21 protein-coding genes are annotated in these 24,075 nt (G+C 71.4%); 15 read left to right on the top strand and 6 right to left on the bottom strand.

The genetic code is table 11. From position 1 onward, the window contains the following. Positions 1–139: 139 nt before the first annotated feature. Both EZM51_RS02805 and EZM51_RS02810 read right to left on the bottom strand, forming a co-directional pair. Entirely contained in the window at positions 140–1,909 is a 1,770-nt protein-coding gene (locus tag EZM51_RS02805; RefSeq protein ID WP_136706686.1) for a biotin carboxylase N-terminal domain-containing protein, read from the bottom strand. A gap of 109 nt (positions 1,910–2,018) precedes the next feature. Then, positions 2,019–2,657, bottom strand: a complete 639-nt coding sequence (locus tag EZM51_RS02810) for a nucleoside triphosphate pyrophosphatase (RefSeq protein ID WP_136706687.1) — start codon at positions 2,655–2,657, stop codon at positions 2,019–2,021. A 46-nt stretch (positions 2,658–2,703) separates the two neighbouring features. Here EZM51_RS02810 and EZM51_RS02815 point away from each other — a divergent pair, with 46 nt between their 5' ends. Genes EZM51_RS02815 through EZM51_RS02830 form a run of 4 tightly spaced genes read left to right on the top strand, consistent with a single transcriptional unit; the run spans position 2,704 to position 7,008 of the window. Further along, on the top strand, positions 2,704–4,074 hold the full coding sequence (locus tag EZM51_RS02815) for a TRAM domain-containing protein (RefSeq protein ID WP_136706688.1): 1,371 nt from the start codon (positions 2,704–2,706) through the stop codon (positions 4,072–4,074). A gap of 18 nt (positions 4,075–4,092) precedes the next feature. Further along, positions 4,093–4,779 (top strand): response regulator transcription factor, encoded by a 687-nt coding sequence (locus tag EZM51_RS02820; RefSeq protein WP_248305425.1) that lies wholly within the window; start codon positions 4,093–4,095, stop codon positions 4,777–4,779. Continuing rightward, positions 4,766–6,001 carry an ATP-binding protein gene (locus EZM51_RS02825; protein ID WP_136706690.1) on the top strand — a complete coding sequence of 412 codons (1,236 nt, stop codon included), beginning with the start codon at positions 4,766–4,768 and terminating at the stop codon, positions 5,999–6,001. Before EZM51_RS02820 ends, EZM51_RS02825 begins: the two co-directional genes overlap by 14 nt. Then, positions 5,998–7,008, top strand: coding sequence for a hypothetical protein (locus EZM51_RS02830; protein WP_136706691.1), 1,011 nt, complete (start codon positions 5,998–6,000; stop codon positions 7,006–7,008). The genes EZM51_RS02825 and EZM51_RS02830 overlap by 4 nt, the downstream gene beginning before the upstream one ends. Positions 7,009–7,292: 284 nt before the next feature. Here EZM51_RS02830 and EZM51_RS02835 read toward each other — a convergent pair whose 3' ends face one another. Both EZM51_RS02835 and EZM51_RS02840 read right to left on the bottom strand, forming a co-directional pair. After that, positions 7,293–7,559, bottom strand: coding sequence for an acyl-CoA carboxylase subunit epsilon (locus EZM51_RS02835; RefSeq protein ID WP_136706692.1), 267 nt, complete (start codon positions 7,557–7,559; stop codon positions 7,293–7,295). A gap of 7 nt (positions 7,560–7,566) precedes the next feature. Then, complete coding sequence (locus tag EZM51_RS02840) at positions 7,567–9,165, bottom strand: acyl-CoA carboxylase subunit beta (RefSeq protein ID WP_136706693.1); 1,599 nt, start codon at positions 9,163–9,165, stop codon at positions 7,567–7,569. Positions 9,166–9,275: 110 nt separating this feature from the next. Here EZM51_RS02840 and EZM51_RS02845 point away from each other — a divergent pair, with 110 nt between their 5' ends. The 3 genes from EZM51_RS02845 (at position 9,276) to EZM51_RS02855 (ending at position 11,695) form a co-directional block, all read left to right on the top strand. Then, positions 9,276–10,184 (top strand): biotin--[acetyl-CoA-carboxylase] ligase, encoded by a 909-nt coding sequence (locus EZM51_RS02845; protein ID WP_136706694.1) that lies wholly within the window; start codon positions 9,276–9,278, stop codon positions 10,182–10,184. A 7-nt stretch (positions 10,185–10,191) separates the two neighbouring features. Next, positions 10,192–10,752 carry a PH domain-containing protein gene (locus tag EZM51_RS02850; protein WP_136706695.1) on the top strand — a complete coding sequence of 187 codons (561 nt, stop codon included), beginning with the start codon at positions 10,192–10,194 and terminating at the stop codon, positions 10,750–10,752. A gap of 97 nt (positions 10,753–10,849) precedes the next feature. After that, a complete protein-coding gene (locus EZM51_RS02855) occupies positions 10,850–11,695 on the top strand; it encodes a DarT ssDNA thymidine ADP-ribosyltransferase family protein (protein ID WP_169053759.1) in 846 nt (281 codons plus the stop codon). Here EZM51_RS02855 and EZM51_RS02860 read toward each other — a convergent pair. Then, positions 11,631–12,263, bottom strand: a complete 633-nt coding sequence (locus EZM51_RS02860; RefSeq protein ID WP_248305426.1) for a GtrA family protein — start codon at positions 12,261–12,263, stop codon at positions 11,631–11,633. The genes EZM51_RS02855 and EZM51_RS02860 overlap by 65 nt on opposite strands. Before the next feature lie 87 nt (positions 12,264–12,350). Here EZM51_RS02860 and EZM51_RS02865 point away from each other — a divergent pair, with 87 nt between their 5' ends. From EZM51_RS02865 to EZM51_RS02875, 3 genes are all read left to right on the top strand, one after another. Then, positions 12,351–13,481, top strand: coding sequence for a 5-(carboxyamino)imidazole ribonucleotide synthase (locus tag EZM51_RS02865; RefSeq protein WP_211195807.1), 1,131 nt, complete (start codon positions 12,351–12,353; stop codon positions 13,479–13,481). Between the two features lie 124 nt (positions 13,482–13,605). Then, entirely contained in the window at positions 13,606–14,073 is a 468-nt protein-coding gene (purE, locus tag EZM51_RS02870; RefSeq protein WP_136706826.1) for a 5-(carboxyamino)imidazole ribonucleotide mutase, read from the top strand. Next, positions 14,070–15,440 (top strand): LCP family protein, encoded by a 1,371-nt coding sequence (locus EZM51_RS02875; protein ID WP_136706697.1) that lies wholly within the window; start codon positions 14,070–14,072, stop codon positions 15,438–15,440. The genes purE and EZM51_RS02875 overlap by 4 nt, the downstream gene beginning before the upstream one ends. 34 nt (positions 15,441–15,474) lie before the next feature. On the opposite strand, the gene EZM51_RS02880 is transcribed toward EZM51_RS02875, so the two are convergent. After that, positions 15,475–16,608 (bottom strand): glycosyltransferase family 1 protein, encoded by a 1,134-nt coding sequence (locus EZM51_RS02880; protein WP_136706698.1) that lies wholly within the window; start codon positions 16,606–16,608, stop codon positions 15,475–15,477. A gap of 149 nt (positions 16,609–16,757) precedes the next feature. On the opposite strand from EZM51_RS02880, the gene EZM51_RS20440 reads away from it, so the two are divergent. The 5 genes from EZM51_RS20440 to EZM51_RS02900 all read left to right on the top strand — a co-directional run bounded on the left by EZM51_RS20440 (position 16,758) and on the right by EZM51_RS02900 (position 24,052). Beyond that, positions 16,758–17,705, top strand: a complete 948-nt coding sequence (locus EZM51_RS20440) for a glycosyltransferase (protein WP_169053760.1) — start codon at positions 16,758–16,760, stop codon at positions 17,703–17,705. After that, positions 17,705–18,553: a glycosyltransferase gene (locus EZM51_RS20445; protein WP_349236054.1), complete on the top strand. Its 849-nt coding sequence runs from the start codon at positions 17,705–17,707 to the stop codon at positions 18,551–18,553. The genes EZM51_RS20440 and EZM51_RS20445 overlap by 1 nt, the downstream gene beginning before the upstream one ends. Next, positions 18,550–19,548 carry a UDP-glucose 4-epimerase GalE gene (gene galE / locus EZM51_RS02890; protein WP_136706699.1) on the top strand — a complete coding sequence of 333 codons (999 nt, stop codon included), beginning with the start codon at positions 18,550–18,552 and terminating at the stop codon, positions 19,546–19,548. Before EZM51_RS20445 ends, galE begins: the two co-directional genes overlap by 4 nt. 88 nt (positions 19,549–19,636) lie before the next feature. Next, complete coding sequence (locus EZM51_RS02895) at positions 19,637–21,592, top strand: DUF6541 family protein (RefSeq protein WP_136706700.1); 1,956 nt, start codon at positions 19,637–19,639, stop codon at positions 21,590–21,592. A 132-nt stretch (positions 21,593–21,724) separates the two neighbouring features. Then, entirely contained in the window at positions 21,725–24,052 is a 2,328-nt protein-coding gene (locus EZM51_RS02900; RefSeq protein ID WP_136706701.1) for an FG-GAP-like repeat-containing protein, read from the top strand. The last annotated feature ends 23 nt before the right edge of the window (positions 24,053–24,075 follow it).

Below are 24,075 nucleotides of genomic sequence, written 5' to 3' on the forward strand. Positions count from 1 at the left end.
AGCTCGCGCGAACGCTGCGGAATGACGAACACGAGGTCGGGTGCTCCTGAATTCTGCGACCGTGGGACGGCGGGCGCTCCTGAATTCTGGACGTGGGAGGTGGCGCCGCGTGCGGCGGATCCGCGCGGTGACGCGCCCGCTACGCGTCGTTGATGGCGAGCAGCAGGTGCCCGCTCGAGACGGTCGAGCCGGCCTCGGCGTTCACGAGGCCGATCACGCCGTCTTTATGGGCGACGATGGGCTGCTCCATCTTCATGGCCTCGAGCACGAGCACGAGGTCGCCCTTGACGACCTTGTCGCCCTCGGCGACGGCCACCTTCACGACGGTCGCCTGCATGGGCGCCTTCACGGCGTCGCCCGTCGCGGTGTCGACCGCGTGGTGCAGGGCGCGGCGACGCGGCGCGGGGCCCGCCGTGTGGTTGCCGGATGCCCCGCCGACGAGCCGCTTCGGCAGCGTCACCTCGATGCGGCGGCCGCCCACCTCGACGACGACCCCGGTGCGGGCTGCCGGACCGCTCGTCTCGGCGATCTCGCCCGTCCACGGCTCGAGGCCGTTGTCGTACTCGGTCTCGATCCAGCGCGTGTACACCGAGAAGGGCTCGTCGCCGTCGGGCGCGAACGCCGGGTTCCGCACGATGTCCCGGTGGAACGGCAGCACGGTCGGCAGCCCCGCGATCTCGAACTCGTCGAGCGCGCGGCGGGCCCGCTCGAGCGCATCGCGACGCGTCGAACCGGTCACGATGAGCTTCGCGAGGAGCGAGTCGAACGCGCCCGAGATCTCGTCGCCGGTGGTCACGCCGGAATCGATGCGGATGCCGGGGCCACCCGGGAAGCGCAGCTGGTGCACCGGACCGGGGGCCGGCAGGAAGCCCCGCCCCGGGTCCTCCCCGTTGATGCGGAACTCGATCGAGTGCCCCGTGGTCACGGGGTCGGGGTAGTCGAGCACGCCGCCCTCGGCGAGTCGGAACTGCTCGCGCACGAGGTCGAGGCCCGTGACCTCCTCGGAGACCGGGTGCTCGACCTGGAGTCGCGTGTTCACCTCGAGGAACGAGACCGTGCCGTCCTGGCCGACGAGGAACTCGCACGTTCCCGCGCCGACGTAGCCCACCTCGCGCAGGATCGCCTTGGACGCGTCGTAGAGCAGGCGGTTCTGCTCCTCGGTGAGGAAGGGCGCGGGCGCCTCCTCGACGAGCTTCTGGTGCCGCCGCTGCAACGAGCAGTCGCGCGTGGAGACGACGACCACGTTGCCGTGCTCGTCGGCGAGGCACTGGGTCTCGACGTGCCGGGGCTTGTCGAGGTACTTCTCGACGAAGCACTCGCCGCGGCCGAAGGCGGCGACCGCCTCGCGGGTCGCCGAGTCGAAGAGCTCCGGCACCTCGTCGCGGGTGCGGGCGACCTTGAGGCCGCGGCCGCCGCCGCCGAAGGCGGCCTTGATCGCCACCGGCAGGCCGTGCACGTCGACGAAGTCGAGCACCTCCGAGGCATCCGCCACCGGGTTCAGGGTGCCCGGCGCGAGCGGGGCGCCGACCTTCTCGGCGACGTGACGGGCCGAGACCTTGTCGCCGAGGCGCTCGATGGCCTCGGGGGAGGGTCCGATCCAGATGAGGCCGGCGTCGATGACGGCGCGGGCGAAGTCGGCGTTCTCGGCGAGGAAGCCGTAACCGGGGTGCACGGCGTCGGCGCCGGAGCGGCGCGCGACCGAGAGCAGCTTGTCGACCACCAGGTAGGTCTCGGCGCTCGTGGAGCCGTCGAGCGCGTACGCCTCGTCGGCGAGCTTCGCGTGCCGGGCGTCGCGGTCCTGGTCGGCGTACACCGCGACCGACCCGATCCCGGCGTCGCGGGCGGCGCGGATGACGCGTACGGCGATCTCTCCACGGTTGGCGATGAGGACCTTGGTGATGCGCGGCATAATGCTCCAGCCTATTGGGATGCCGCGACCGCCCTTTGGGATGCATCCACAAAAAAGACCCGCGACCCTTGCGGACGCCGACAATGGCTTCGGCGGTCGGGGTGTCCCCTCAGCGCCGGTTCCAGAGCGAGGGCCAGTCCACGCCGAGCTCCCGCACGAGGTCGCGGAGGGTCGACAGCGAGAGACCCACGACGGTCGACGGGTCGCCCTCGACGCGGCGGATGAACGGCCCGCCCAGGCTGTCGATCGTGAAGGCGCCCGCGACGAGCAGCGGCTCCTCGGTCGCGATGTAGGCGTCGATCTCGGCCTCGTCGAGCGCGGCGAAGCGCACGGTCGCGACATCCGGACGCCCGACCGCGCCCCGCGCGACCCCGCCGCGGTGATCGATGAGCCAGTGGCCCGACCAGAGATCGCCGTGTCCGCCGTTCTGGGCGAGCCAGCGCGCCTTCGCGACGTCGGGCCGGTACGGCTTGCCGTGCAGCTCGCCGCCGGTGAGGAACGCCGAATCGCCGCCGAGGACGAGTCCGTCGATGGGTTCGCCGTCGACGGTCGCGCCGACGATCGCCTCGGCCTTCGCGCGGGCGAGCAGCTGCACCAGGTCGGCGGGCGCGAGCGGGCCGGATGCCGCCTCCCGAGCCGCGACGAGCGCCTCCTCGTCGACGCCGGGGGCGATCGCGACCGGCTCGATCCCCGCCGCCCGGAGCGTCTGCAGGCGGGCGGGGGAGGTCGACGCGAGGTAGAGGCGCATCCTCCCATCCTGCCGTCTGCCGTGCGGGCTGTGGAATGCTCGAAGCATGGCTGAGCCCCGTCGACCCCGCCGCCCCGAAGCACGGAGGCGCGGGGCGACCCGCGGTCCGGCGCGGAAGGCGCCCGCACCCCGGCCGCAGGAGGCCGCCGACGGGCCCGTCATCGAGCTCGAGGTCGAGCGCGTCGCCCACGGCGGCGTCTTCGTCGCCCACCACGAGGGCCGCGTCGTGTTCGTCGCCGACGCCGTCCCCGGCGAGCGGGTGGTCGCGCGGGTCACCGACCGGCAGCACGACCGGTACTGGCGGGCCGAGACGCTCGAGGTGCTGCGCGCGTCGCCCGACCGGCGGCCGCACGTCTGGCCCGAGGCATCCGTCGACCGGCCACCCGGGCAGCGCGCGGGCGGCGCCGAGCTCGGGCACATCCGGACGGAACGCCAGCGCGACCTCAAGGCCGAGGTGCTGCGCGACGCGCTCGCGCGCATGGGCGGGGTGGAGGTCGATACCCCCGTGCGTCCCGTCGATGCGTCGCTCGCGCCGGGGGCGTCGCTCGAGCTCGGCACCGGCTGGCGCACGCGCGTGCGGCTGCACGTGGCGGACGACGGCACGGTCGGCCCCTACGCGGCCCGCAGCCACACGGTCGTCCCCGTGGCATCCGTGCCGCTCGCCGTGCCCGAGCTCGCCGCGATCGCGCCGCTGGCCGAGCGATTCCCCGGAGCGCGGGCGATCGACCTCCTGGCGCCGAGCGTGGGCGACCCCGAGGTCGTGGTCGTCACGGGCGAGCGGATGCCGCGAGCCGCCCGCCCGAGGATCGAGGAGCGCGTCGGCGACCGACGGTTCCGCCTCGACCGCGACGGATTCTGGCAGGTGCACCGCGGCGCGGCGGCCACGCTGACGCGTGCCGTGCAGGAGCTCGTCGACCCCGACCTGTTCGATCCGCGCGCCGCGAACCTCGACCTGTACGGCGGCGTGGGCCTGCTGGCGGCCGCGATCGGCGACCGGTTCGGCGACGCCGTGCGCATCACGTCGGTCGAGTCCGACGTGCGCGCGACGGAGCACGCGGGCGCGAACCTGGCGGACTGGGTCGGCGCCCGGGCGGTCACCGCCCGGGTGGACCGCTTCCTCGACGACCTGGCCGCCGAGCCGGGAGCGGGCGGCGGCCCGACCGAGCGCGCCCGGCTCCGGGGGGCGACGGTCGTACTCGACCCGCCCCGATCGGGCGCCGGACGCCACGTCGTCGATCGGCTCGCCGAGCTGGGCCCGCGCCAGCTCGTCTACGTCGCGTGCGACCCGGTGGCGCTCGCGCGCGACGTCGGGCTGCTGGGCGAACGCGGCTACGAGCTCGTGGAGGTGCGGGCGTTCGACCTGTTCCCGAACACGCACCACGTCGAGGCCGTGGCGAGACTCACCGCTATCGTGTGACTGACGGAAGGGGGACACGTGTCGGGAGCTGACGGGACGGACGCCGCCGCGACCGTGGCGATCGTCGACGATCACGAGGCCGTGCGCCTCGGGTTGCGCGCGGCCTGCCGTGACGCCGGCTACGAGGTCGTGGCCGAGACGGCCGACGTGCCCGAACTGCTCGAGGCGCTCGGGGGGTCGTCCTGCGATGTCGTCGTGCTCGACCTGTCGCTCGGCGACGGTTCCTCCGTCACCGAGAACGTGCGCGCCGTGCTCGACACGGGCAGTGCCGTGCTCGTGCACAGCATCGCCGACCGCGTCGCCGCGGTGCGGGAGGCACTCGCGGCCGGAGCCGCCGGCGTCATCCCGAAGGACTCGCCCATGGCGACCGTGATCGCCGCGATCGCCACGGTCGCGAAGGGCGAGGTGCTGAACAACGTGGAGTGGGCGAGCGCGATCGAGGCCGATCGCGAGTTCGCCAAGGCGCAACTCGGCCGCCGCGAACGCGACGTGCTGCACCTCTACGCGTCGGGGCTGCCGCTCAAGCTCGTCGCCATGCAGCTGGGCATCGCGCATTCGACGGCGCGTGAGTACCTCGATCGCATCAGGGCGAAGTACATCGAGGTCGGACGCCCGGCGCCCACGAAGGTCGACCTCCTGCGAAGGGCGGTGGAGGACGGCATCCTGCCGGGTCTCGACGGCGAAGGCGGGGATGCCCGCCGCTGAGTGGCGGGTCCCGCGGCTCAGCACGAAGCGAGCCGCCGTCACCCGCGCGCAGGTCGAGACGGTCACGGGTCGCGCACTCGGGTTGTTCGGCCTGGTGTTCGGTGCGCAGACCATGCCGGTCGCGATGGAGCAGTCGTCGGCGCTCGTCGACGGCGCGGGCGCGGCGTTGATGGCGATCCTCTACGGCGCGCTGGTGGTGCTCGCCGTCGCGAGCGTCGCGAAGGTCGCCGTGCGCGGCGCGGCGCTCACGTTCGCCGTGCTGTACGCGGTCGCCCTCGCGGCGTGGCCGTTCCTCGTGGAGGATCCGGCCGTGCTCCACGGCGGGACGCCGTGGCTCTACTACATCTGCACCGTCGCGACGACCGCCGCCGTCGTGGCCGTGCCCGCCCCGGTGGCCACGGCGTACACCATCGTCGTGCCCGCCACGTACGGCGTCATCAGGCTGCTGCCCGCGGGCGGTGGCGCGGTGCCGCTGCTCGCCGTGCTCGACGCGATGTACGCGGTGATCCTGGGCGTCGTGGTGCTCATCATCGTCACGATGCTGCGCCAGGCCGCGGAAGCCGTGGACGGCGCGCAGGAGGCGGCCCTGCAGCGCTACGACGTCGCCGCACGCCAGCATGCCACCGAGAGCGAGCGTGTGAAGGTCGACGCGCTCGTGCACGACAGCGTGCTCACGACCCTCCTCTCGGCCGCGGCGGCGGACTCGCCCGACGAGCGGGAACTCGCGGCGCGGATGGCGCGCGACGCGATCAAGCGGCTCGACGAGGCCGGCGCCTCGGGCCCGCGGGCGCTGGAACGGGTCGGGTTGCCCGTGCTCGTGCGGCGCCTGCGGGCGGCGCTCACGACGTTCGCCGCACCGTTCACCGTGCGAGTCGTGAACGCCGGCGGCGTGGAGCTTCCCGTGGAGGCGGTCGACGCGCTCTACTCGGCGGCGGTGCAGGCGATGGTCAACAGCATGCAGCACGCCGACGAGCCCGGGCGCGGCACGCGGCGGGAGCTGCGCATCCGCGGCGTGCGTGCGGGCGGGTGCGTCATCGAGATCGCCGACAACGGCGTCGGCTTCGACCGTCACGACGTGCCGGTGGAGCGCCTCGGGTTGCGGGTCTCGATCGAGGAGCGCATGGCCAATGCGGGCGGCGGCGCCGAGATCGAGTCGACCCCCGGGCACGGCACGACGATCACGGTCGCGTGGCCCGCCGGAGCGCTGGGGGGCGACGCATGATCGGCGTGCCCCGGTGGCTCCTCCTCGTGCTGGGGGCGCTCTTCTCGACGTACCACGTGGTGCTGGGGATCTACTCGCTCGACGTGCCGAGCTCCCCGTGGCCGACCGTCGTGGCACTCGCGCTCTACTCGATCGCGACGATCGCGAGCCTGTGGCCGGTCGAGCGGCTGCGCATGCCCGACTGGCTCGCGGCGTTCGACCTGGCCGTCTGCATCGTGCTGCCCCTGCTCGTGACGAGCCAGCTCGACGCCGACGCCGACAACGGGTACGCGACGTGGTACGTCGCGGCCGTCGGCACCCTCATGACGATCGCCGCGGCCAGGCGCCAGCTCACCGCCGCCTGGCTCGGCGTCGTCGCGCTCGCCGTGCAGAGCGTGGCGTGGGCCGGGCCGCTCTCGCTCGGCACGATCGGCGTCATCGGCAGCATCGTGTGGGTCGGCATCGCGCACATGCTGACGTCGGCGCTCACGGCTGCGGCGCGCGAGACGCGTCGCTACGCGCAGGCCGAGCGGGAGGCGGCGGCGTGGCAGGCCGCGCAGGACGCGCACCTGTTCGAGGGGCGCATGCGACTCGCGCAGACGAACCGCATCGCCGCCCCGATGCTGCGTCGCATCGCCGACCGGGGCGGCGCGCTCACCGAGGCGCAACGCCAGGAGTGCCGCCTGCTCGAGGCGGCCATCCGCGACGAGATCCGGGGGCGGATGCTGCTCACCGACGCCGTGCGCACCGAGGTGCAGCGCGCTCGCGAGCGCGGCACCATCGTCATGCTCCTCGACGAGGGCGGCATCGACGACCTCGACGAACCGACGCGCGACCGCGTGCTGTCCCGCCTGGCCGAGGCGGTCGCGGACTCGAAGGCGGATCGGATCATCGCGCGCACGGCCGCCGAGGGATCGCCCGTCGCGGTGACGGTCGTGGGACTTCGCGAGCCCGAGGGCGACGGCCTGCCGTCCGATGACACCGACGAGCTCGAGGTCGAGTTCTGGCTGGAGATCCCCCGGACATGAAGGTGGGGGACCGATCGATGATCGGCCCCCCAACAAGCCCGAGCCACGGCGACAACCCGAATATCGCCCTGACTCGCCCCCAACGGTCACCGGTTACCCGACCGGTGACGGTGGCGACTCCTGCGGAGTCTGCAGTACCCATCCTGACGTACCGTCCAGCGTCGCGCAGTCGTCATTTCGGGGGACATCCGTGGTCCCCCTCCACTATGGCCATCGCGGAGAGACGAGTGTTCTTCACGTAACTCGGGGGACAGGCGGTGCGAAACGGGGGACACGCCCGGCGCTCAGCGCAGGGACCGGCTCCAGCTTCCCGGCCCCACGGTGATGGGCGAGCGCAGCGCGTGGCCGCTCTGCACCCACGGGTGCCGGGGCGGTTCCTCGACGGATGCCTCGACGGACTGCTCATCCATCGCCGCGAGGATCACGGCGGTCACCGCGGCGGCCTCCTCGTGGCTCACGCCGCGCGTGATGAAGCGGAGGTCGGCGGCGCGAGCGTCGGCCTCGGGGTCTGTCGGGGTCCCGTTGTTCCCGGAGGGGTTCGTGTCGTCCATGGTCGCCCTACAGGGGGATGTTCCCGTGCTTCTTCGGCGGCAGGCTCGCCCGCTTGGTGCGGAGTGCGCGCAGCGCCTTGGTCACGGCGACGCGCGTGGCGGCCGGTTCGATGACGCCGTCGAGCTCGCCCCGCTCGGCGGCGAGGAACGGCGACGCGACGTTGTAGGTGTACTCGTTGGCGAGCTTCGTGCGCACCGCCGCGACATCCTCGCCGGCCTCCTCGGCGCGCTTGATCTCACCGCGGTAGAGGATGTTGACGGCGCCCTGGCCGCCCATCACCGCGATCTCGGCGGTCGGCCAGGCGAGGTTGATGTCGGCGCCGAGCTGCTTGGAGCCCATCACGATGTAGGCGCCGCCGTAGGCCTTGCGCGTGATCACCGTGACGAGCGGCACCGTCGCCTCGGCGTAGGCGTAGAGCAGCTTCGCGCCGCGACGGATGACGCCCGTCCACTCCTGGTCGGTGCCGGGCAGGTAGCCGGGCACGTCGACGAGCGTGAGGATCGGGATCGAGAACGCGTCGCAGAACCGCACGAAGCGCGACGCCTTCTCGCCGGCGGCGATGTTGAGCGTGCCCGCCATCTGGCTGGGCTGGTTCGCGATGATCCCGACGGAGCGACCCTCGACGCGCGCGAAGCCGATCACGATGTTCGGCGCGAACAGCGGCTGCACCTCGAGGAAGTCGCCGTGGTCGACGATGCCCTCGATCACGGTGTGCATGTCGTACGGCTGGTTCGGCGAGTCGGGGATGATCGCGTTGAGCCGGCGGTCGTCGTCGGTGATCTCGAGCTCGACCTCGGCGTCGTACACCGGGGCATCCGTCATGTTGTTGTCGGGAAGGAACGCCACGAGCGTGCGCGCGTAGTCGAGGGCGTCGGACTCATCGCTCGCGAGGTAGTGCGCCACGCCCGAGATCGTGTTGTGCGTGAGTGCGCCGCCGAGCTCCTCCATGCCGACGTCCTCGCCCGTGACGGTCTTGATGACGTCGGGGCCGGTGACGAACATCTGGCTCGTCTTGTCGACCATGATCACGAAGTCGGTGAGCGCGGGGGAGTACACCGCACCGCCCGCGGCCGGGCCGCACACGATCGAGATCTGTGGGATGACGCCGGAGGCCTGCGTGTTGCGGCGGAAGATCTCGCCGTACTTGCCGAGCGCGACCACACCCTCCTGGATGCGCGCGCCACCCGAGTCGAGGATGCCGATGATGGGCACGCCCGTCTTCAGGGCGAGCTCCATGACCTTGATGATCTTCTCGCCGGCGACCTCGCCGAGCGAGCCCCCGAAGATCGTGAAGTCCTGCGAGTACACGGCCACCTGGCGGCCGTGGATGGTGCCGGTGCCCGTGACCACGGCGTCGCCGTACGGGCGCTTGGCGTCCATGCCGAACGCATGCGTGCGGTGCCGCACGAACTCGTCGAGCTCGACGAACGAGCCCGGATCGAGGAGCTCGGCGATGCGCTCCCGCGCCGTCATCTTGCCCTTGGCGTGCTGCTTCTCGATGGCCGCCTCGCCCGATGCGGTCACGGCCTCGTGATAGCGCTGCTTGAGGTCGGCGAGCTTGCCGGCGGTCGTGGAGAGGTCTGGGCCGTCAGTCGCTTCGGTCACGCCGTTCACTCTACCGGCGAGCCTTGCGCCAACTTCGTTGAGGGATTCCTACAAATCCCGCCGCCGACGTGGTGCCTTCCACCGACGCACGGAACTGGGAGACTGTCGGCATGGACCTCCCGCTGAGCCGCGCCGCGGTGCCGCGCCTGGAATTCGTCGCGAGCACCGGTTCGACCAACGACGACCTGCGCGAGGCCGCCACCGGGCCCGAGGCGGCGGCGTGGCCGCACGGATCGGTCATCGTCACCGACGACCAGACCCGCGGCCGCGGACGCATGGGGCGCACCTGGCTCGCCCCGACGGGCAAGACCCTCGCGATCTCGGTGCTTCTGCGGCCCGAGCTTCCGGGTGGGGCGTCGTTGCCGCCCGAGGCGTACGGGTGGATCCCGCTGATGGCCGGGGCCGCCATGACGGAGGCCGTTCGCCGGGCCGTCGACGCCGCGGCATCCGCGAAGGCCGATCTCGAGGACGACGACGACACGGGCGGCGTCGAGGTCGTGCTGAAGTGGCCCAACGACGTGCTCGTCTCGGGCTACAAGATCTGCGGCATCCTCTCGGAACTGCTGCCGGTCGCCGAGCCCGTCGCTGAGCCCGTCGAAGCGGCCCCGTCGACGGGCTCCCGTCGTCAGGCTCGGGGACCGTCGGTCGTGGTGGGCGCCGGCCTCAACCTGACACTCGACGAGCACGACCTGCCGACGCTCACGTCGACCTCGCTCCTGCTCGCCACGGGCGTGCGACCCGACGCGGACGCGGTGCTCTCGGACTACCTCTCGGGCTTCCTCGGACTCGTGCGCGCGTTCGCGGAGCACGGCGGGGACGCCGAGGCGAGCGGGATCGCCGACCGGGTCGCGACCCTCTGCGGCACGCTGGGCTCCGAGGTGCGGGTGGAGCTGCCCGGCGATCGCGAGCTCATCGGCGTGGCCGAGCGCATCGACCGGGACGGTCGCCTCGTGGTGCGCGACCGGAACGGCGAGGCCCAGTCTGTCGCCGCGGGCGACGTCACGCACCTGCGGTATTAATGGGCGTATGAGCCCAGCTGCGAGCCAGGATGCCCCGCGGCCCGCGGCATCCGCTGAGCGGGTCGTCGCCCGGCTGCGGCGGCACGCCCGCGTGCTCATCCTGCCGGCCCTGCTGCTGATCGTCGTGGCCGGCGCCTCCGCCTACGCGGTCGTCGTGGTCGCCGAGTGGTGGCAGCGGCTCGCCGTGGTCGGCATCGCCCTGCTCGTCGTGGTCACCGGATGCCTCGTGCCGTTCCTCGCGTGGCTCACGCGTCGCACCACGATCACGACGCGTCGCATCATCCTTCGCCGCGGCGTGTTCGTGCGCGTCCGGCAGGAACTGCTCCATGCCCGCGGCTACGACGTGATGGTGCGCCGCACCTGGGCGCAGCGCGCGTTCGGCTCGGGCGACGTGCGCATCGACACCGGTCACGAGCATCCGGTCGTGCTCCACGACGTGCCGAACCCGAACCTCGTGCAGTCGGCCCTGCACGAGCTCATGGAGCACGAGCACGGCCGGATCGCCGACCAGCGACGGGCCGAGCCGTCCATCGCCGACGGGGACACCTACGTGTGGGGCGCGCGCTGAGCGTCCCGTGAGGTGCCGCGGCATCCACTCGGAGCGCGTAACGTAGAAGTTCGGTCTCGTGCGCCCCCGGCGCGAGCCGAGCGATGAAGGGTTCCACGTGGCCGACGAATGCATCCACGGTTTCGACGACGGCCTCTGCGCCATCTGCTTCCCCCCGCCTGAGCCCGAGCCGAAGAAGGTGGTCGCCCCGCCACGCCCGAGCCGCTCCACCGGACCGCGGTCGTCTCGGCCCGCCCGGCAGGCGGCGCGGGTCGCCGGAGCCGCGAGCGCGCGGACGCTCCACGAGGCGCCGGTCGACCCCAAGACCGTTCGCATCTACCACGTCACGCACGTCGACAACCTCGCATCGATCCTCGGCGAGGGCGCGCTCCTCGCCGATCGCGCGGGTGCCGAGCCCGTCGTCGACGTGTCCGCGCCGTCGGCGCGCGAGTTCCGCCGCTCCGCCCCGGTGCCCGGCGGCGACGCGGTGGTCGCCGACTACGTCCCGTTCCTCCTCTCCACCGACGCGCACGTGTGGAACGCCGTGCGCACCGGCACCCCCGACCCCCGGCTCGCGGTCGACGCGGTCGAGCGCCAGCCCGCCGACCACGTCATCCTGGTGAGCTCGGTGGCGAGTGCCGTGGGGGCGCGCACCGAGGTCCAGGGCGCGGTCGCCGTCACCGACGCGGATGCCGCGGCCGGCGGCGTCGACGCGGCATCCGCGTGGCCCGACGTGCTCCGCATGCTGCAGCGGCTCCACCGCGACGACGAGGGGTCGCGTCTGCGCTCGGCCGAGTTCCTCGTGCACGAGTCGTTGCCGCTCGAGCGGGTGCTGCTCATCGCGGTCGGCAACGACCGGGTGCGAGACCGGGTGCGCGCCGCGCTCGACGCGGTCGGTCTCAGGACGCGGGTGGCGGTGTATCCGCCGTGGTTCCAGCCGACCCCCGACGAGCCGGGGGAGTAGCGGCCGGGACATCCGACCGGCGAGCCTCGGGCTCCTCGATCGGCTCGGGCTCCTCGAAGAGGGAGCGCTGCGCCTCCTCGACGCGGTCGAGGTTCGAGAGTCCGTCGGCGCGGTGGTGCCCGTAGACCCAGAAGCGGTACAGGAGGAACCGGAACGCCGTGCCGAGCGCGAGCCCCACCACGTTGGTCGCGATGTTGTCGGCGACGAGGCTCGTGTAGCCCAGCACGTGGTGGCTCACCCAGAGGCAGAGCAGGGCGATCGCCATGCCGCCGAGCGAGACGACGACGTACTCGGCGAACTCGCGCACGTAGTTGCGGCGACGGTGCCGGCGGAACGTCCAATAGCGGTTGCCCAGCCAGTTGAAGACGATCGCGACGCTCGTGGAGATCGTCTTCGCGCCGATCGCCGACTGCGCCCAATGCCCTTCGCCGAAGACCCCGAGCCGGAGCAGGTTGAACAGCGTCACGTCGATGACCAGGCCGACCAGACCCACGATGCCGAATTTCACGGCGTACGCGAGCAGCCCGTGCCAGATCCGGGCGAGCACCCTGCCGGCTGCGATGGTCACCGGCACATCCTATGCCGCGGGGTCCCGCCTAGACTGAACGGGGCGTCCGTCGGGGCGCAGACGGCTTCAGGCGGACGGAGGGCACGGGTGCGGGTCGGAGTGATCGGCGGCGGGCAGCTCGCACGGATGATGATCCCAGCGGCGATCGAGCTCGGAGTCGACCTCCGGGTGCTCGCCGAGACCGAGGGCATGTCGGCGGCGCTCGCCGCGCAGCGGGTCGGCGACTACACGGACGCCGAGACCGTGCTCGCGTTCGCGCGTGAGGTCGACGTCGTGACGTTCGACCACGAACACGTGCCGCAGGACGTGCTGCACGCGATGATCGACGCGGGCGTGACGGTGCGCCCCGGTCCCGAGGCGCTCAAGGTCGCGCAGGACAAGCTGCTCATGCGCCGACGCCTGTCGGAGCTGGGCCTCCCGGTGCCCGACTGGGCGCGCGTCGAGTCGGCGGCCGAGCTCGACGACTTCATCGCCGAGCACGGCGGCGCGGCGGTCGTGAAGACCCCGCGCGGGGGCTACGACGGCAAGGGCGTGCGCATGGTGCGCTCCGCGGCCGAGGTCGGCGAGTGGTTCGCGACCATCGCGGAGGACGGCCGCGGCGGGGCGCTCCTCGTCGAGGAACTCGTCGACTTCCGTCGTGAGTTGGCCCAGGTGGTGGCGCGCCGCCCGTCGGGCGAGGTGGCGGCGTGGCCCGTCGTCGAGACCGTGCAGGTCGGCGGAATCTGCAGCGAGGTCATCGCACCCGCACCGCGATCGGCCGGGCGGCTCGCGGATGTCGCGGCCGACGTCGCGATCTCGATCGCCGAGGGCCTCGACGTCACGGGCGTGCTCGCCGTCGAGTTGTTCGAGACGAGCGACGACCGTATCCTCGTGAACGAGCTCGCGATGCGTCCGCACAACAGCGGCCACTGGTCGATGGACGGGTCGACGACCAGCCAGTTCGAGCAGCACCTCCGCGCCGTGCTCGACCTGCCGCTCGGCGGCACCGGATGCCACGCCGACTGGGCCGTGATGGTGAACATCCTCGGCGGCCCCGAGGAGGGCACCCTCGCCGAGCGCTACGACGAGGCACTCGCGGGACATCCGACCGTGAAGCTGCACAACTACGGCAAGGAGCCCCGCCCCGGCCGCAAGGTGGGACACGTCACGGCCATCGGCGACGACCTCGACGACGTCGTGTACGAGGCGCGGGCCGCGGCGGCGGTGTTCCAGGACTGATCTGCAGCTGCTCGCGGGCGGCCTCCTCGATCCGCGGGCGCTGCGCGCCCTCCCGGCTTCTCACAGGGCCCGGCCCTAAGATCGTCGGGTGACCGAAGCAACCACCCCGCTCGTCGGCGTCGTCATGGGATCGGACTCCGACTGGAACGTCATGCGCGAGGCATCCGAACTGCTCGACGAGTTCGGCGTCGCGCACGAGGTCGAGGTCGTCTCCGCGCACCGCACGCCCGAGAAGATGATCGCCTACGGCAAGCAGGCGGCCGACCGCGGCCTCAAGGTGATCATCGCCGGGGCCGGCGGCGCCGCGCACCTGCCCGGCATGCTCGCCTCGGTCACGACGCTGCCCGTCGTGGGCGTGCCCGTGCCGCTGTCGCGGCTCGACGGGCTCGATTCATTGCTCTCCATCGTGCAGATGCCCGCCGGCGTGCCCGTCGCGACGGTCTCGATCGGCGGCGCGAAGAACGCCGGGCTCATCGCCGTCAAGATCCTCGCGACATCGGATGCCGCGCTGAGCTCCGCGCTCGCCGACTACGCCACCGCCCTCGCCGACCTGGTCGAGGAGAAGAACGAGCGCCTCAAGTCGAACCGATGAGCCTCGCCGCCAGCCCGATCCGCTTCCCCGACGCCACCTCGCGCCCGCTCATGACGCGCCGCGCCTGGTGGCTCGTCGTGCTCAACCTCCTCATCCCGGGCTCCGCGCAGGTGCTCGCGGGCGACCGCCGGCTGGGTCGCTTCGGCCTGGGCGCCACGCTCACGCTCTGGACCCTGGCGATCGTGGCGTTCGTCGTGTGGCTGCTCTGGCCCGCGGTGGTCTACACGGTGATCTCGACGACCGTCACGCTGTGGGTGATCGCCGCCGTGCTCGTGTTCTACGCGGTGCTCTGGGTGATCCTGACGCTCGACACGCTGCGGCTGGTGCGGTTCGTGAAGACCACGCCGTCGGCCCGGGCCTGGGTCGCCGCGTTCGCGGTCGTCGTGATGGCGACCGTGTCGGGCACGGCCGCCTACGGCGCCTACCTCGCCACTGCGGCGAGCGGCTTCCTCTCGTCGGTGTTCGTCGCGGGTCCGAGCGAGCCGCCGATCGACGGGCGCTACAACATCCTGCTGCTCGGTGGCGACTCGGGTCCCGATCGGGAGGGCATGCGTCCCGACAGCATGCGGGTGATCAGCGTCGATGCCGAGACCGGTCAGGCGGTGACGATCGGACTGCCCCGCGACCTGGAGTACGTGCCGTTCCCTGACGGTTCGCCGCTCGCCGCGGCATACCCCGAGGGCTACGGCGCGATCGACGGCTGCGAGGTCGATGTCTGCCAGCTGAACTCGATCTACACCGAGGTGGAGCTGAAGAGTCCCGAGATGTACCCGAACGCGGTCGCCGAGGGAAGCGAGCCCGGTATCGAGGGCATGCGCGACGCAGCCGAGGGCGTGACGGGCCTGGAGATCCAGTACTACGTGCTCATCGACATGCAGGGATTCGAGCAGCTGATCGACGCGCTCGGCGGCGTCGACATCAATGTGGAGACCCCCATCCCGATCGGCGGCGACGAGAACAACGAGAACGTCGACAGCTGGATCGAGCCCGGCCAGCACCACCTGAACGGCTACCACGCACTGTGGTACGGCCGCGCCAGGTACGGGGTGGCCGGCGGCGACTACGAACGCATGGAGCGGCAGCGCATCCTGCAGGAGGCGATCCTCCAGCAGTTCACGCCCGTCAACGTGCTGACCAAGTTCCAGGAGGTCGCCTCCGCGGGTGCCGACACCGTGAAGACCGACATCCCCCAGTCGATGCTGGGCTACTTCGTGGACCTCGCCTCGAAGACGAGGGAGCTGCCGGTCACGTCCGTCGACCTCGTGCCCGAGAACGGCGTCGATCCGACGGAGCCCGATTGGGCGTACATCCGCTCGCTCATCGACGGCGCGCTCGTGCCGCCGACGGAGGCTCCCGCCGAGGGCTGAGGCGCGGGGCCGTCGGCGCGGCCGACGTGCCGCGTCAGATCTCGGCGTGCAACTGCCAGACGCGCTGGCCGGCCTCGAGCCAGCTGAACGCCTTCGCCCGGTCGGTGCCCGACACCGAGAGCCGATCGGCGAGGGCGTCGTTCTCGACGACGGAGGTGACGGCCGCGGCGAGGCGGTTGACGTATCCGACGGTGCCGACGGGCACCGTGAGACCGGCGTCGGCCGACACCTCGACGTAGGCCGGGGCGTCGGAGTGGATCACCGGTACGCCGAGGCTGAACGCCTCGATGATCGAGGTGCCGGCGCCGTCGTCGTGGCTCGGCGCGACGAACGCGGTCGCCGCCGACAGGACCGTCGCGAGGTCGGCGGGATCGTCCACCTGGAGGGCGCGCACCCGCGCGGGAGGCACGCCCGCCTCCTCGGCGGCGTTGGCGAGGTGCACCTCGCCCCACGACTCCGGCCCCAGCACGATCACCCGGATGTCGGGGACCCCGGGGCGGCCGAGGGCCTCGAGCAGGTCGACGATGCCCGTTCGGGGTTCCAGCGTGCCCGCGGTGAGGAGGTAGTCGGAGGGGAGGCCGAGGCGGCGGGCGCGGTCGGCTGCGTCGGCGGGAAGGTGGAGGCCGGGCCGGGGCGCCGTGCCGATCACGCGCACGCGGTCGCCGAAGTCGGCCACCGTCGAGAGCCGTTCGGCCAGGGCATGGGTCGGGACCACGATCGCGTCGGCGTGCTTGCGTGCGCGCTTCATCATCGCTCGATGCCACGCGGCCGTCGTCGCGGTGAGCGACTCGGGGTGCGTCCAGGGGAGGAGGTCGTGGACGGTGACGACGACCTGGTCGCCCGCGGCGTGGTCATGGCGGCGCAACGGCGCGAAGAGGCTCGGCGCGTGGATCATGCCCGGGCCGGGAGAGGTCGTGAGCCCGAGCTGCCAGGCCGCGGCGAGTTCGCGCCTCGCGAGCGAGGTCTTGTAGATGCCGGAGAGCCCCGGGAACATCTGGAGCACGCGGTCGTAGTCCTCTGGGAGGGAGGACGAGACGATGCCCTCGACCTGGCAGCCCGGGGGAGTGCTCTCGATGACGGCGCTCGTGAGGGCCTGCGTGTAGATGCCCAGCGGACCCGGTACCGGAGCGACGACCTGGTCGACGATCATCCGGAGGGTCGTGGGCATGTTGCTCCTTCGTGCGAGGTGGGGCTCGGCAACCGAACCAATCTACCGTCGGCTCGCCCCGAATCAGGCGGAAAACGACCACCTGTGGAGGGAGCCGCCTCGCGGACAGGGCAAGATGGTGTGGTCCCCGTCACCGATTCCGAGAGCCGATGAGTCCGTCACCTGTGCGCCCCCGCGTCGTCGCCGTCGTCGTCGCGTACAACCGACGAGACCTCCTCGCCGAGGTCCTGCACGCGCTCGCCGCCCAGCGGGCTCCCCTCGCCCGGGTCGTCGTCGTCGACAACGCGTCGACGGATGACTCGGCCGACGTCGCCCGCTCGGCCGGCCGACTCGTCGACCTGGTGTCCCTGCCGAGGAACACCGGCGGCGCCGGCGGCTTCGCCGCCGGCATGGCGGTCGCGCTCGACCGGCACGACCCCGACTGGCTCTGGCTCATGGACGATGACACGGTGCCGGAGCCCGGCGCGCTCGAGGCGCTGCTGGCCGCCGTCGACGGCACCGACCTCGTGGCGGCCGGATCCAGGGTCGTGTGGACCGACGGCACCGAGCATCCGATGAACACGCCTCGCCCGAAGCCGTTCGCCTCGCGGCGTGAGCGTGCCGCCGCGGCGAGGGCCGGAGGCATCCCGATCAGGAGCACCTCGTTCGTGTCGATGCTGGTTCGTGCCGATGTCGTGCGCGAGGTGGGCCTCCCCATCGCCGACTACTTCATCTGGAACGACGATTTCGAGTACTCCACGAGGGTGCTCCGCGGCCGACGAGGGGTGCACGTGCCGGCATCCGTGGTCGTGCACAAGACGAAGGTGCTGGGCTCCACCGACGCCGACCCGGGACCCCGGTTCTACTACGAGGTGCGCAACAAGCTCTGGATGTTCCGGCGTTCGACGAGCCTCAGCCCGTTCGAGAAGGTCGTCTACGGCGGGTCCAGCGTGCGCCGCTGGGTGCGGACCTTCCTTCGCTCCGCCGACCGCGACGTGCTGCGCGACGGATGGCGGCGCGGACGGCGCGACGGCATGCGCACGAGGCCGCGACCGAACGCGATGTCGCTCGCCGACCTCGGGGAGGCGGCCGACGCGGTGGCCCGGGTGGAGGCATGATGGGCGAGCCGTTCACGCTCCTCATGCCCGTCTATCGCGGAGACGACGCGGCCCACTTCACGAAGGCGTTCTCGTCGAGCGTGACCGCTCAGTCCAGGCGCCCCGACCAGGTCGTGCTCGTGCAGGACGGCCCGGTGCCCCCGCAGCTGGACGACGCGATCCGGGCCGCCGTCGAGGGGTCGGTCGTGCCCGTCTTGCATCACCGGATCCCCGAGAACGTGGGGTTGGCGGAGGCGCTCACGCAGGGCCTGTCGCTCAGCGACCACGACATCGTCGCTCGCATGGATGCCGACGACATCTCGCTTCCCGAGCGGTTCGCGAAGCAGGTCCCGCTCATCGAGGGCGGGCTCGACCTCGTCGGCACCGGCATGCTCGAGTTCCTCGACGACGTCGGCTCGATCGTGGGCCAGCGCGTGCCGCGCACCGAGCAGGCCGACATCGTGCGGTACGCGAGATTCCACGATCCGTTCAGCCATCCGACCGTCGTGTACCGGCGTGCCGCGGTGGAACGCGCGGGCGGCTACCAGCCGCTCGGGCTCATGGAGGACTACTGGCTCTTCGCGCGGATGATCGACAGCGGCGCCAGGGTCGGCAATCTCGCGGAACCCCTCGTCATGTACCGGGTCGGCGCGGGGGCCTACGCGCGGCGCGGGGGGAGCGCGCAATGGCGCAGCGAGCTGCGGTTGCAGCGGGCCATGCGGGACATCCGCTTCACGACCCGGGCGGAGTACGTTCGCAACGTCGTCGTGCGGGGCCTGTACCGGTTCGTGCCGGAGCGGCTGCGCAAGGTCGCGTATCGGCGGCTGGTCGCCGGTGGGCCGACCCCGAAGGCGGAGGCGAACCCGTGACCGTGCTCGTGACCGGCGGCGCCGGGTACATCGGCGCCCACGTCGTGCGCCTGCTCGTCGAGCGCGGAACCCGGGTCGTGGTGGTCGACGACGTCTCGACCGGTGCGCGCGACCGGGTGAGCGGAGCCCCGCTCGAGGCCCTCGACCTCACGGATGTGCGGGCGGCCGACCGACTGGTGGACATCGCAGAGAGGCACGACGTGGATGCGATCATCCACCTCGCCGCCAAGAAGCAGGTCGGCGAATCGATGCTGCGGCCGACGTGGTACTACCGGCAGAACGTCGGCGGGCTGGCCAACGTGCTCGACGCGGTCGAGCGCGCCGGCATCGAGCGATTCGTGTTCTCGTCGTCGGCCGCGGTCTACGGCGCGCCCGATCGGGCGGTGGTCGACGAGACGGTCGACACCGCGCCGATCAACCCCTACGGCGAGACGAAGCTCATCGGCGAATGGATGCTGCGCGACGTGACCCGCGTCTGCGGGCTGCGAGCCGTGAGCCTCCGCTACTTCAACGTCGCCGGAGCAGGCTGGCCCGAGTTGGGTGACCCGAAGGCGCTCAACCTCGTCACGATCGTGCTCGACCGCATGGAGCGCGGTGAGCGTCCGATCGTCTTCGGCCGCGATTTCGACACCCCCGACGGCACCGGGATCCGCGACTACGTGCACGTGCTCGACCTCGCCGAGGCGCACCTCGCCGCACTCGATCACCTCCGTCACGATGGCCCCGGCTTCGACGTGTTCAACGTCGGGACCGGCGCGTCGGCGTCGGTGCTCGAGGTGATCGGCCAGATCGAGCTGGCGAGCGGGCGTCGACTGCAGGCCGAGTTCGTCGAGCGGCGGGAGGGGGATCCCGCCGCGCTGATCGCGGATCCCACGCGGATCAACGCCGAGCTCGGTTGGCGCGGTCGCAGGAACCTCCCCGAGGTCGTGGCGTCGGCATGGCAGGCGCACCGGTATCGGATCGATCGGGACCGAGCCGCTGGCGCCCGGGCGTGACGAGGCGAGCGGCTACACTTTACGGCGTGCTGTCCCCCCGCGTCCCTGAAGCCTCGACCGAAACGATCCTGACGCGCGGTCGAGCCGCATGAGCTGGCTCGAACTCGTCCCGGCCGTGCTCGTCGCGATCGGCTGGCTCGCCGTGCCCGGCATCGCGGCACTGTGGCTGATCGGGGTCCGGGGCCTGCCGCTCGCCGCGGGCGCCGGCGCGGTCTCGGTGGCCTTCATCGGCGGTGTGGCGATCCTCTTCGGCATGCTCGGCGTGCCGTGGAATCCGCTCACCGTCTTGGCGGCTGTCGTGGCGGCCGCAGCGGTGCTGGGCGTCATCCGTCTGCTTCTGCGTCGACGGTGGCCGTTCTCGCCGCCGCAGCGTGAAGCCGGCGCGGTCCCGGCGTGGACGACCATCGGCGCGTGGGCGCTTGCCGCCGTCGTCATCTCGGTGCAGTTGGCCATCGGGATCGGCGGGCCGGATGCGATCTCGCAGACGTTCGACAACGGGTTCCACCTGAACGCGGTGCGTCACATCCTCGACACGGGGAACGCGTCGACCTTCGCCATCAGCGGCGTCATCAACGGCAGTGGCGCGTACCCCGCGGCCTGGCACGACCTCACGTCGCTCGTGGTCATGAGCAGCGGTGCGGGCATCCCGGCCGCCGCGAACGCCGTGAGCATCGCGGTCTCGGCGTTCGTGTGGCCGGGCGCGGTGCTCCTGCTCGCGCGCGTGCTGTTCCCCAAGCGCCGAGCCGCCGTCTGGATCTCGGCGGTGCTCAGTGCGGGATTGCCGTGGTTCCCGCTCCTCATGCTCACGTTCGGCGTGCTGTTCCCGTTCTTCCTGGCCGTCGCCTTCCTGCCGCTGGCATTCGGGCTCATCGTCTCGCTCCTGCGCAAGGGTTCGTCGCTCGGGGAGCCGGTCGCGGCCAGGCTGGTGATGCTGGTGAGCACGGTGGCGGCGATGGCGCTCGCGCAGCCCGCGGTGGCGCTGGGACTCCTCGCGTTCGCGTTGCCGGTCGGGGTCTCGGCGGTGGTCGACCTCGTGCGGCGTGCGCCCGGTGTCGGCCGGAGGGCGGCGATCATCGTGGGCGCGGTCGTGGCCATCGGCGTGATCGCGTTCGTCTGGCGTCGTGTGGGTGCGATCGGATTCAACGCTCCGTGGGGCCAGCAGGTGGAGGCGTGGGAGGGCGTCTTCGAGGTGCTCCTCTACTTCGTCGAGGGGGATCCGCCCACGGTCGCGTTCGCGATCCTGGTGCTCGTCGGCCTGATCGTCACGACGATGCGACCCGGACGCAGGTGGATGGCCGGCACCTGGCTCGTCGGCGCCGGGCTCCTCTTCGTCGCGGAGGTGATCCCGCACTCGGATCTCCGCAACCTCACGATCGGCCTCTTCTACAAGGACCCGCCCCGCCTGGCGACCCTCTTCATGGTGATGAGCCTGCCGGTCGCCATCGCCGGGGCGCTCTTCGCCTGGAAGCAGGTGCAGCGTCTCGTCGCCCGACTGCGACCCGAGGCGGGCTCGCGCGTCGGCCTCGTCGCCGGGGCGATCGGCGTCGCCCTGCTGTTGGTCGCGCTGCAGGGCGTGGCCATGCGCGCGGCCATCGACCATGCTCGTGCCGCCTACCGGATGAGTGCGACCTCGCCCATCCTGACATTCGACGAGCTCGCCCTTATCGAGCGACTCCCCGCGACGACCGGGCTCGAGGGTCGCGCCGCCGGCAATCCTTGGACGGGCAGCAACCTCGCGTACGCGCTCGCCGGACAGCCGGTGCTCAACCCGCACTTCAATGCGCCGTGGCAGCCCGAGATCGCCCTGCTGAACCACGAACTCAACGAGGCGGCCTCGAGTCCCGAGGTCTGCGATGCGGTGCGCGCGCTCGACGTCAGGTGGGTGCTCGACTTCGGCTCGTACTTTCGGGACGCTGCCGACGAACTGTCGTTCGACAGCACGGCCGGCTACGAGGGCCTGCTCGACCTCGAGGAGGCACCCGGCTTCGTCGAGGTCGACCGCGAGGGTGGGGCCGTGCTCTACCGCGTGGATGCCTGCAACTGACGGATGGCGTCGCTCCGGACGACCGCAACGCGGCTCGCCGGACAGCGATGGTCCCCACATGACACTTGCGACGTAGCATGTCGCGGGGGATGAGCACGTGTTGGGGGTTCCATGCGACAGAAGGTGTTGCGGGTGACCGCGACGCTCGCGGCGGCGGCCTTGGTGGGAACGCTGCTGGCCGCTTCCGCCATGGGCGATGGAGCTGAGCGGGCCGAGGCGGCGAACGGAGCGGACTTCGATCCCGGCATGATCATGTCCGATGAGGTCTTCTACAACTCGGCGACGATGGGGGTCGACGATATCCAGGCATTCCTCAACGCGCGAGTGCCGACCTGCAGCGCGGGGTACACGTGCCTGAAGGACTACTGGCAGACGACGAGCAGCCAGCCGGCTCGCGCGGAGGGGTGCGCACCGTATGCAGGCCAGTGGGAGTCCGCGGCACGCATCATCTACAAGGTCGCAGTCGCGTGCGGCATCAACCCGCAGGCGCTCGTCGTGCTTCTCGAGAAGGAGCAGGGGCTCGTTTCCGATTCGTCTCCGGGCACGTATCAGTATCGGTCGGCCACCGGCTATGGATGCCCCGACACCGCGGATTGCGACGCGAACTACTACGGCTTCTTCAACCAGGTCTACAACGCGGCCTGGCAGTTCAAGAAGTATCGGGCGAATCCCTCGATCCGGGCGTACCAGGCGGGCCGGCTCAACACGATCCTCTGGCATCCGAACACCGCATGCGGTTCGTCGCAGGTGTACATCCAGAACCAGGCGACAGCCGGCCTCTACATCTACACGCCGTATCGGCCGAACGCGGCCGCCCTGAAGAACCTCTACGGTACCGGCGACGCCTGTTCGAGCTACGGCAATCGGAACTTCTGGCGTATGTTCACGGACTGGTTCGGGCCGACGACCGCACCGGCGGCCCCGCCCGCAGCGCCCCTGGATTCCGTGCCGCTCCTCTATGCGTTCGAACCGGACGGGGACCTTCACGTGTATCCGGGCGATGGCCGTGGTGGCTGGAGACCGCCGATGCAGAGCGGAGTGGGCTGGACCTCCATGCGACTGGTCACCGGTGCCGGAGACCTCGATGGGGACGGGCACCGAGATCTCCTGGCCATCGACGGGGACGGCGTGCTCTGGAACTACCCGACCAACGGGTTGGGAGGCTTCAACGACCGAATCAGAGTCGGTGACGGGTTCGGTGCGGTCACGGCCGTGGTCGGCGCGGGCGACTTCAACACGGATGGCACGCAGGACTTCTTCGTACGGGCATCCGATGGATCGCTGGTGCTGCATGCGAACAACGGAACCGGCCAGTTCACTGCGAGGCGCGTCGGAATCGGTTGGGGAGCCTTCACCAGCCTCACCGGCGGGATCGACGTCGACGGGGACGACTTCGTGGATCTTGTGGCGCGTGCCCCGAGCGGCGATCTCTGGTTGTACCCGGGTGACGGTCGCGCCGGCTGGGGTCCAGCGACGCGCGTCGGACATGGCTGGAACATGATGGCCGGCATCGTCTCACCCGGGGACTTCGACGGCGACGGGATCGACGACCTGCTCGCACGTACCGTGAGCGGCGAGATGTGGCTGTACACGGGCACCGGCAGGGCTGGGTGGCTCGCACCGCGGCTGGTGGGTTCCGGGTGGTCGTCGATGGTCTCGGTTGCAGGACCTGGTCGACCGGCGACCGCGCCCGTGCCGCTCACCGGGGGCTTGGGCGATGTCACCGGAAACGGGAGTGGCGACGTCCTTGCCCGCGCGAGCGACGGGGCGTTGTGGCTCTATCCCACAGACGGCCGCGGCAGTTGGCTGACACCGTCACGATTGGCCGAGGGGTGGTCGGCGATGACCGCGATCTTCCCGGGCGGTGACTTCGACCGGAACGGTCGACGGGACGTCTTCGCACGCGATGGCGCAGGAGATCTTTGGCGCTATGAAGTGGACGGTTCGGGTCGCCTCACGACAGGCATCAAGTCCGGCATCGGGTGGGGTTCATTCACCGCGCTCGTCGGAGGCCTCGATGCGGACAACGATCGCCGATCGGATGTGCTCGCGCGGGATGCCGCCGGTCGGCTCTGGTTCTATCCCGGGAACGGCGCAGGGGGGTTCGGGAACCCGCAGCAGATCGGGTCCGGCTGGGCGGGCATGACCCGGATCATCAGCCCTGGTGATTTCGACGGCGACGGCCTCAGCGATCTCATCGCCATTTCCTCGAGCGGCGACGCGCTGCTCTATGCGGGAAACGGTGCCAAGGGTTTCGCGGCGGCGCGGAAGATCGGTCACGGGTGGGGCGCCATGGAGCTCGTGTTCAGCCCCGGCGACTTCGATGGCGATCTCCATCCCGATGTGGTGGCGCGCGGCCCGGATGGTGCGCTGTGGCTCTACCCGGGCGATGGTGCGGGCGGTTGGAAGCTGCCGAAGCAGATCGGATCGGGCTGGGGCTCGATGAACGTGATCGACTGAGGGCGTGATCCGAGTGTCGCCTC

The sequence above is a fragment of the Agromyces sp. H66 genome (assembly GCF_004959775.1).
GTDB lineage: Bacteria > Actinomycetota > Actinomycetes > Actinomycetales > Microbacteriaceae > Agromyces.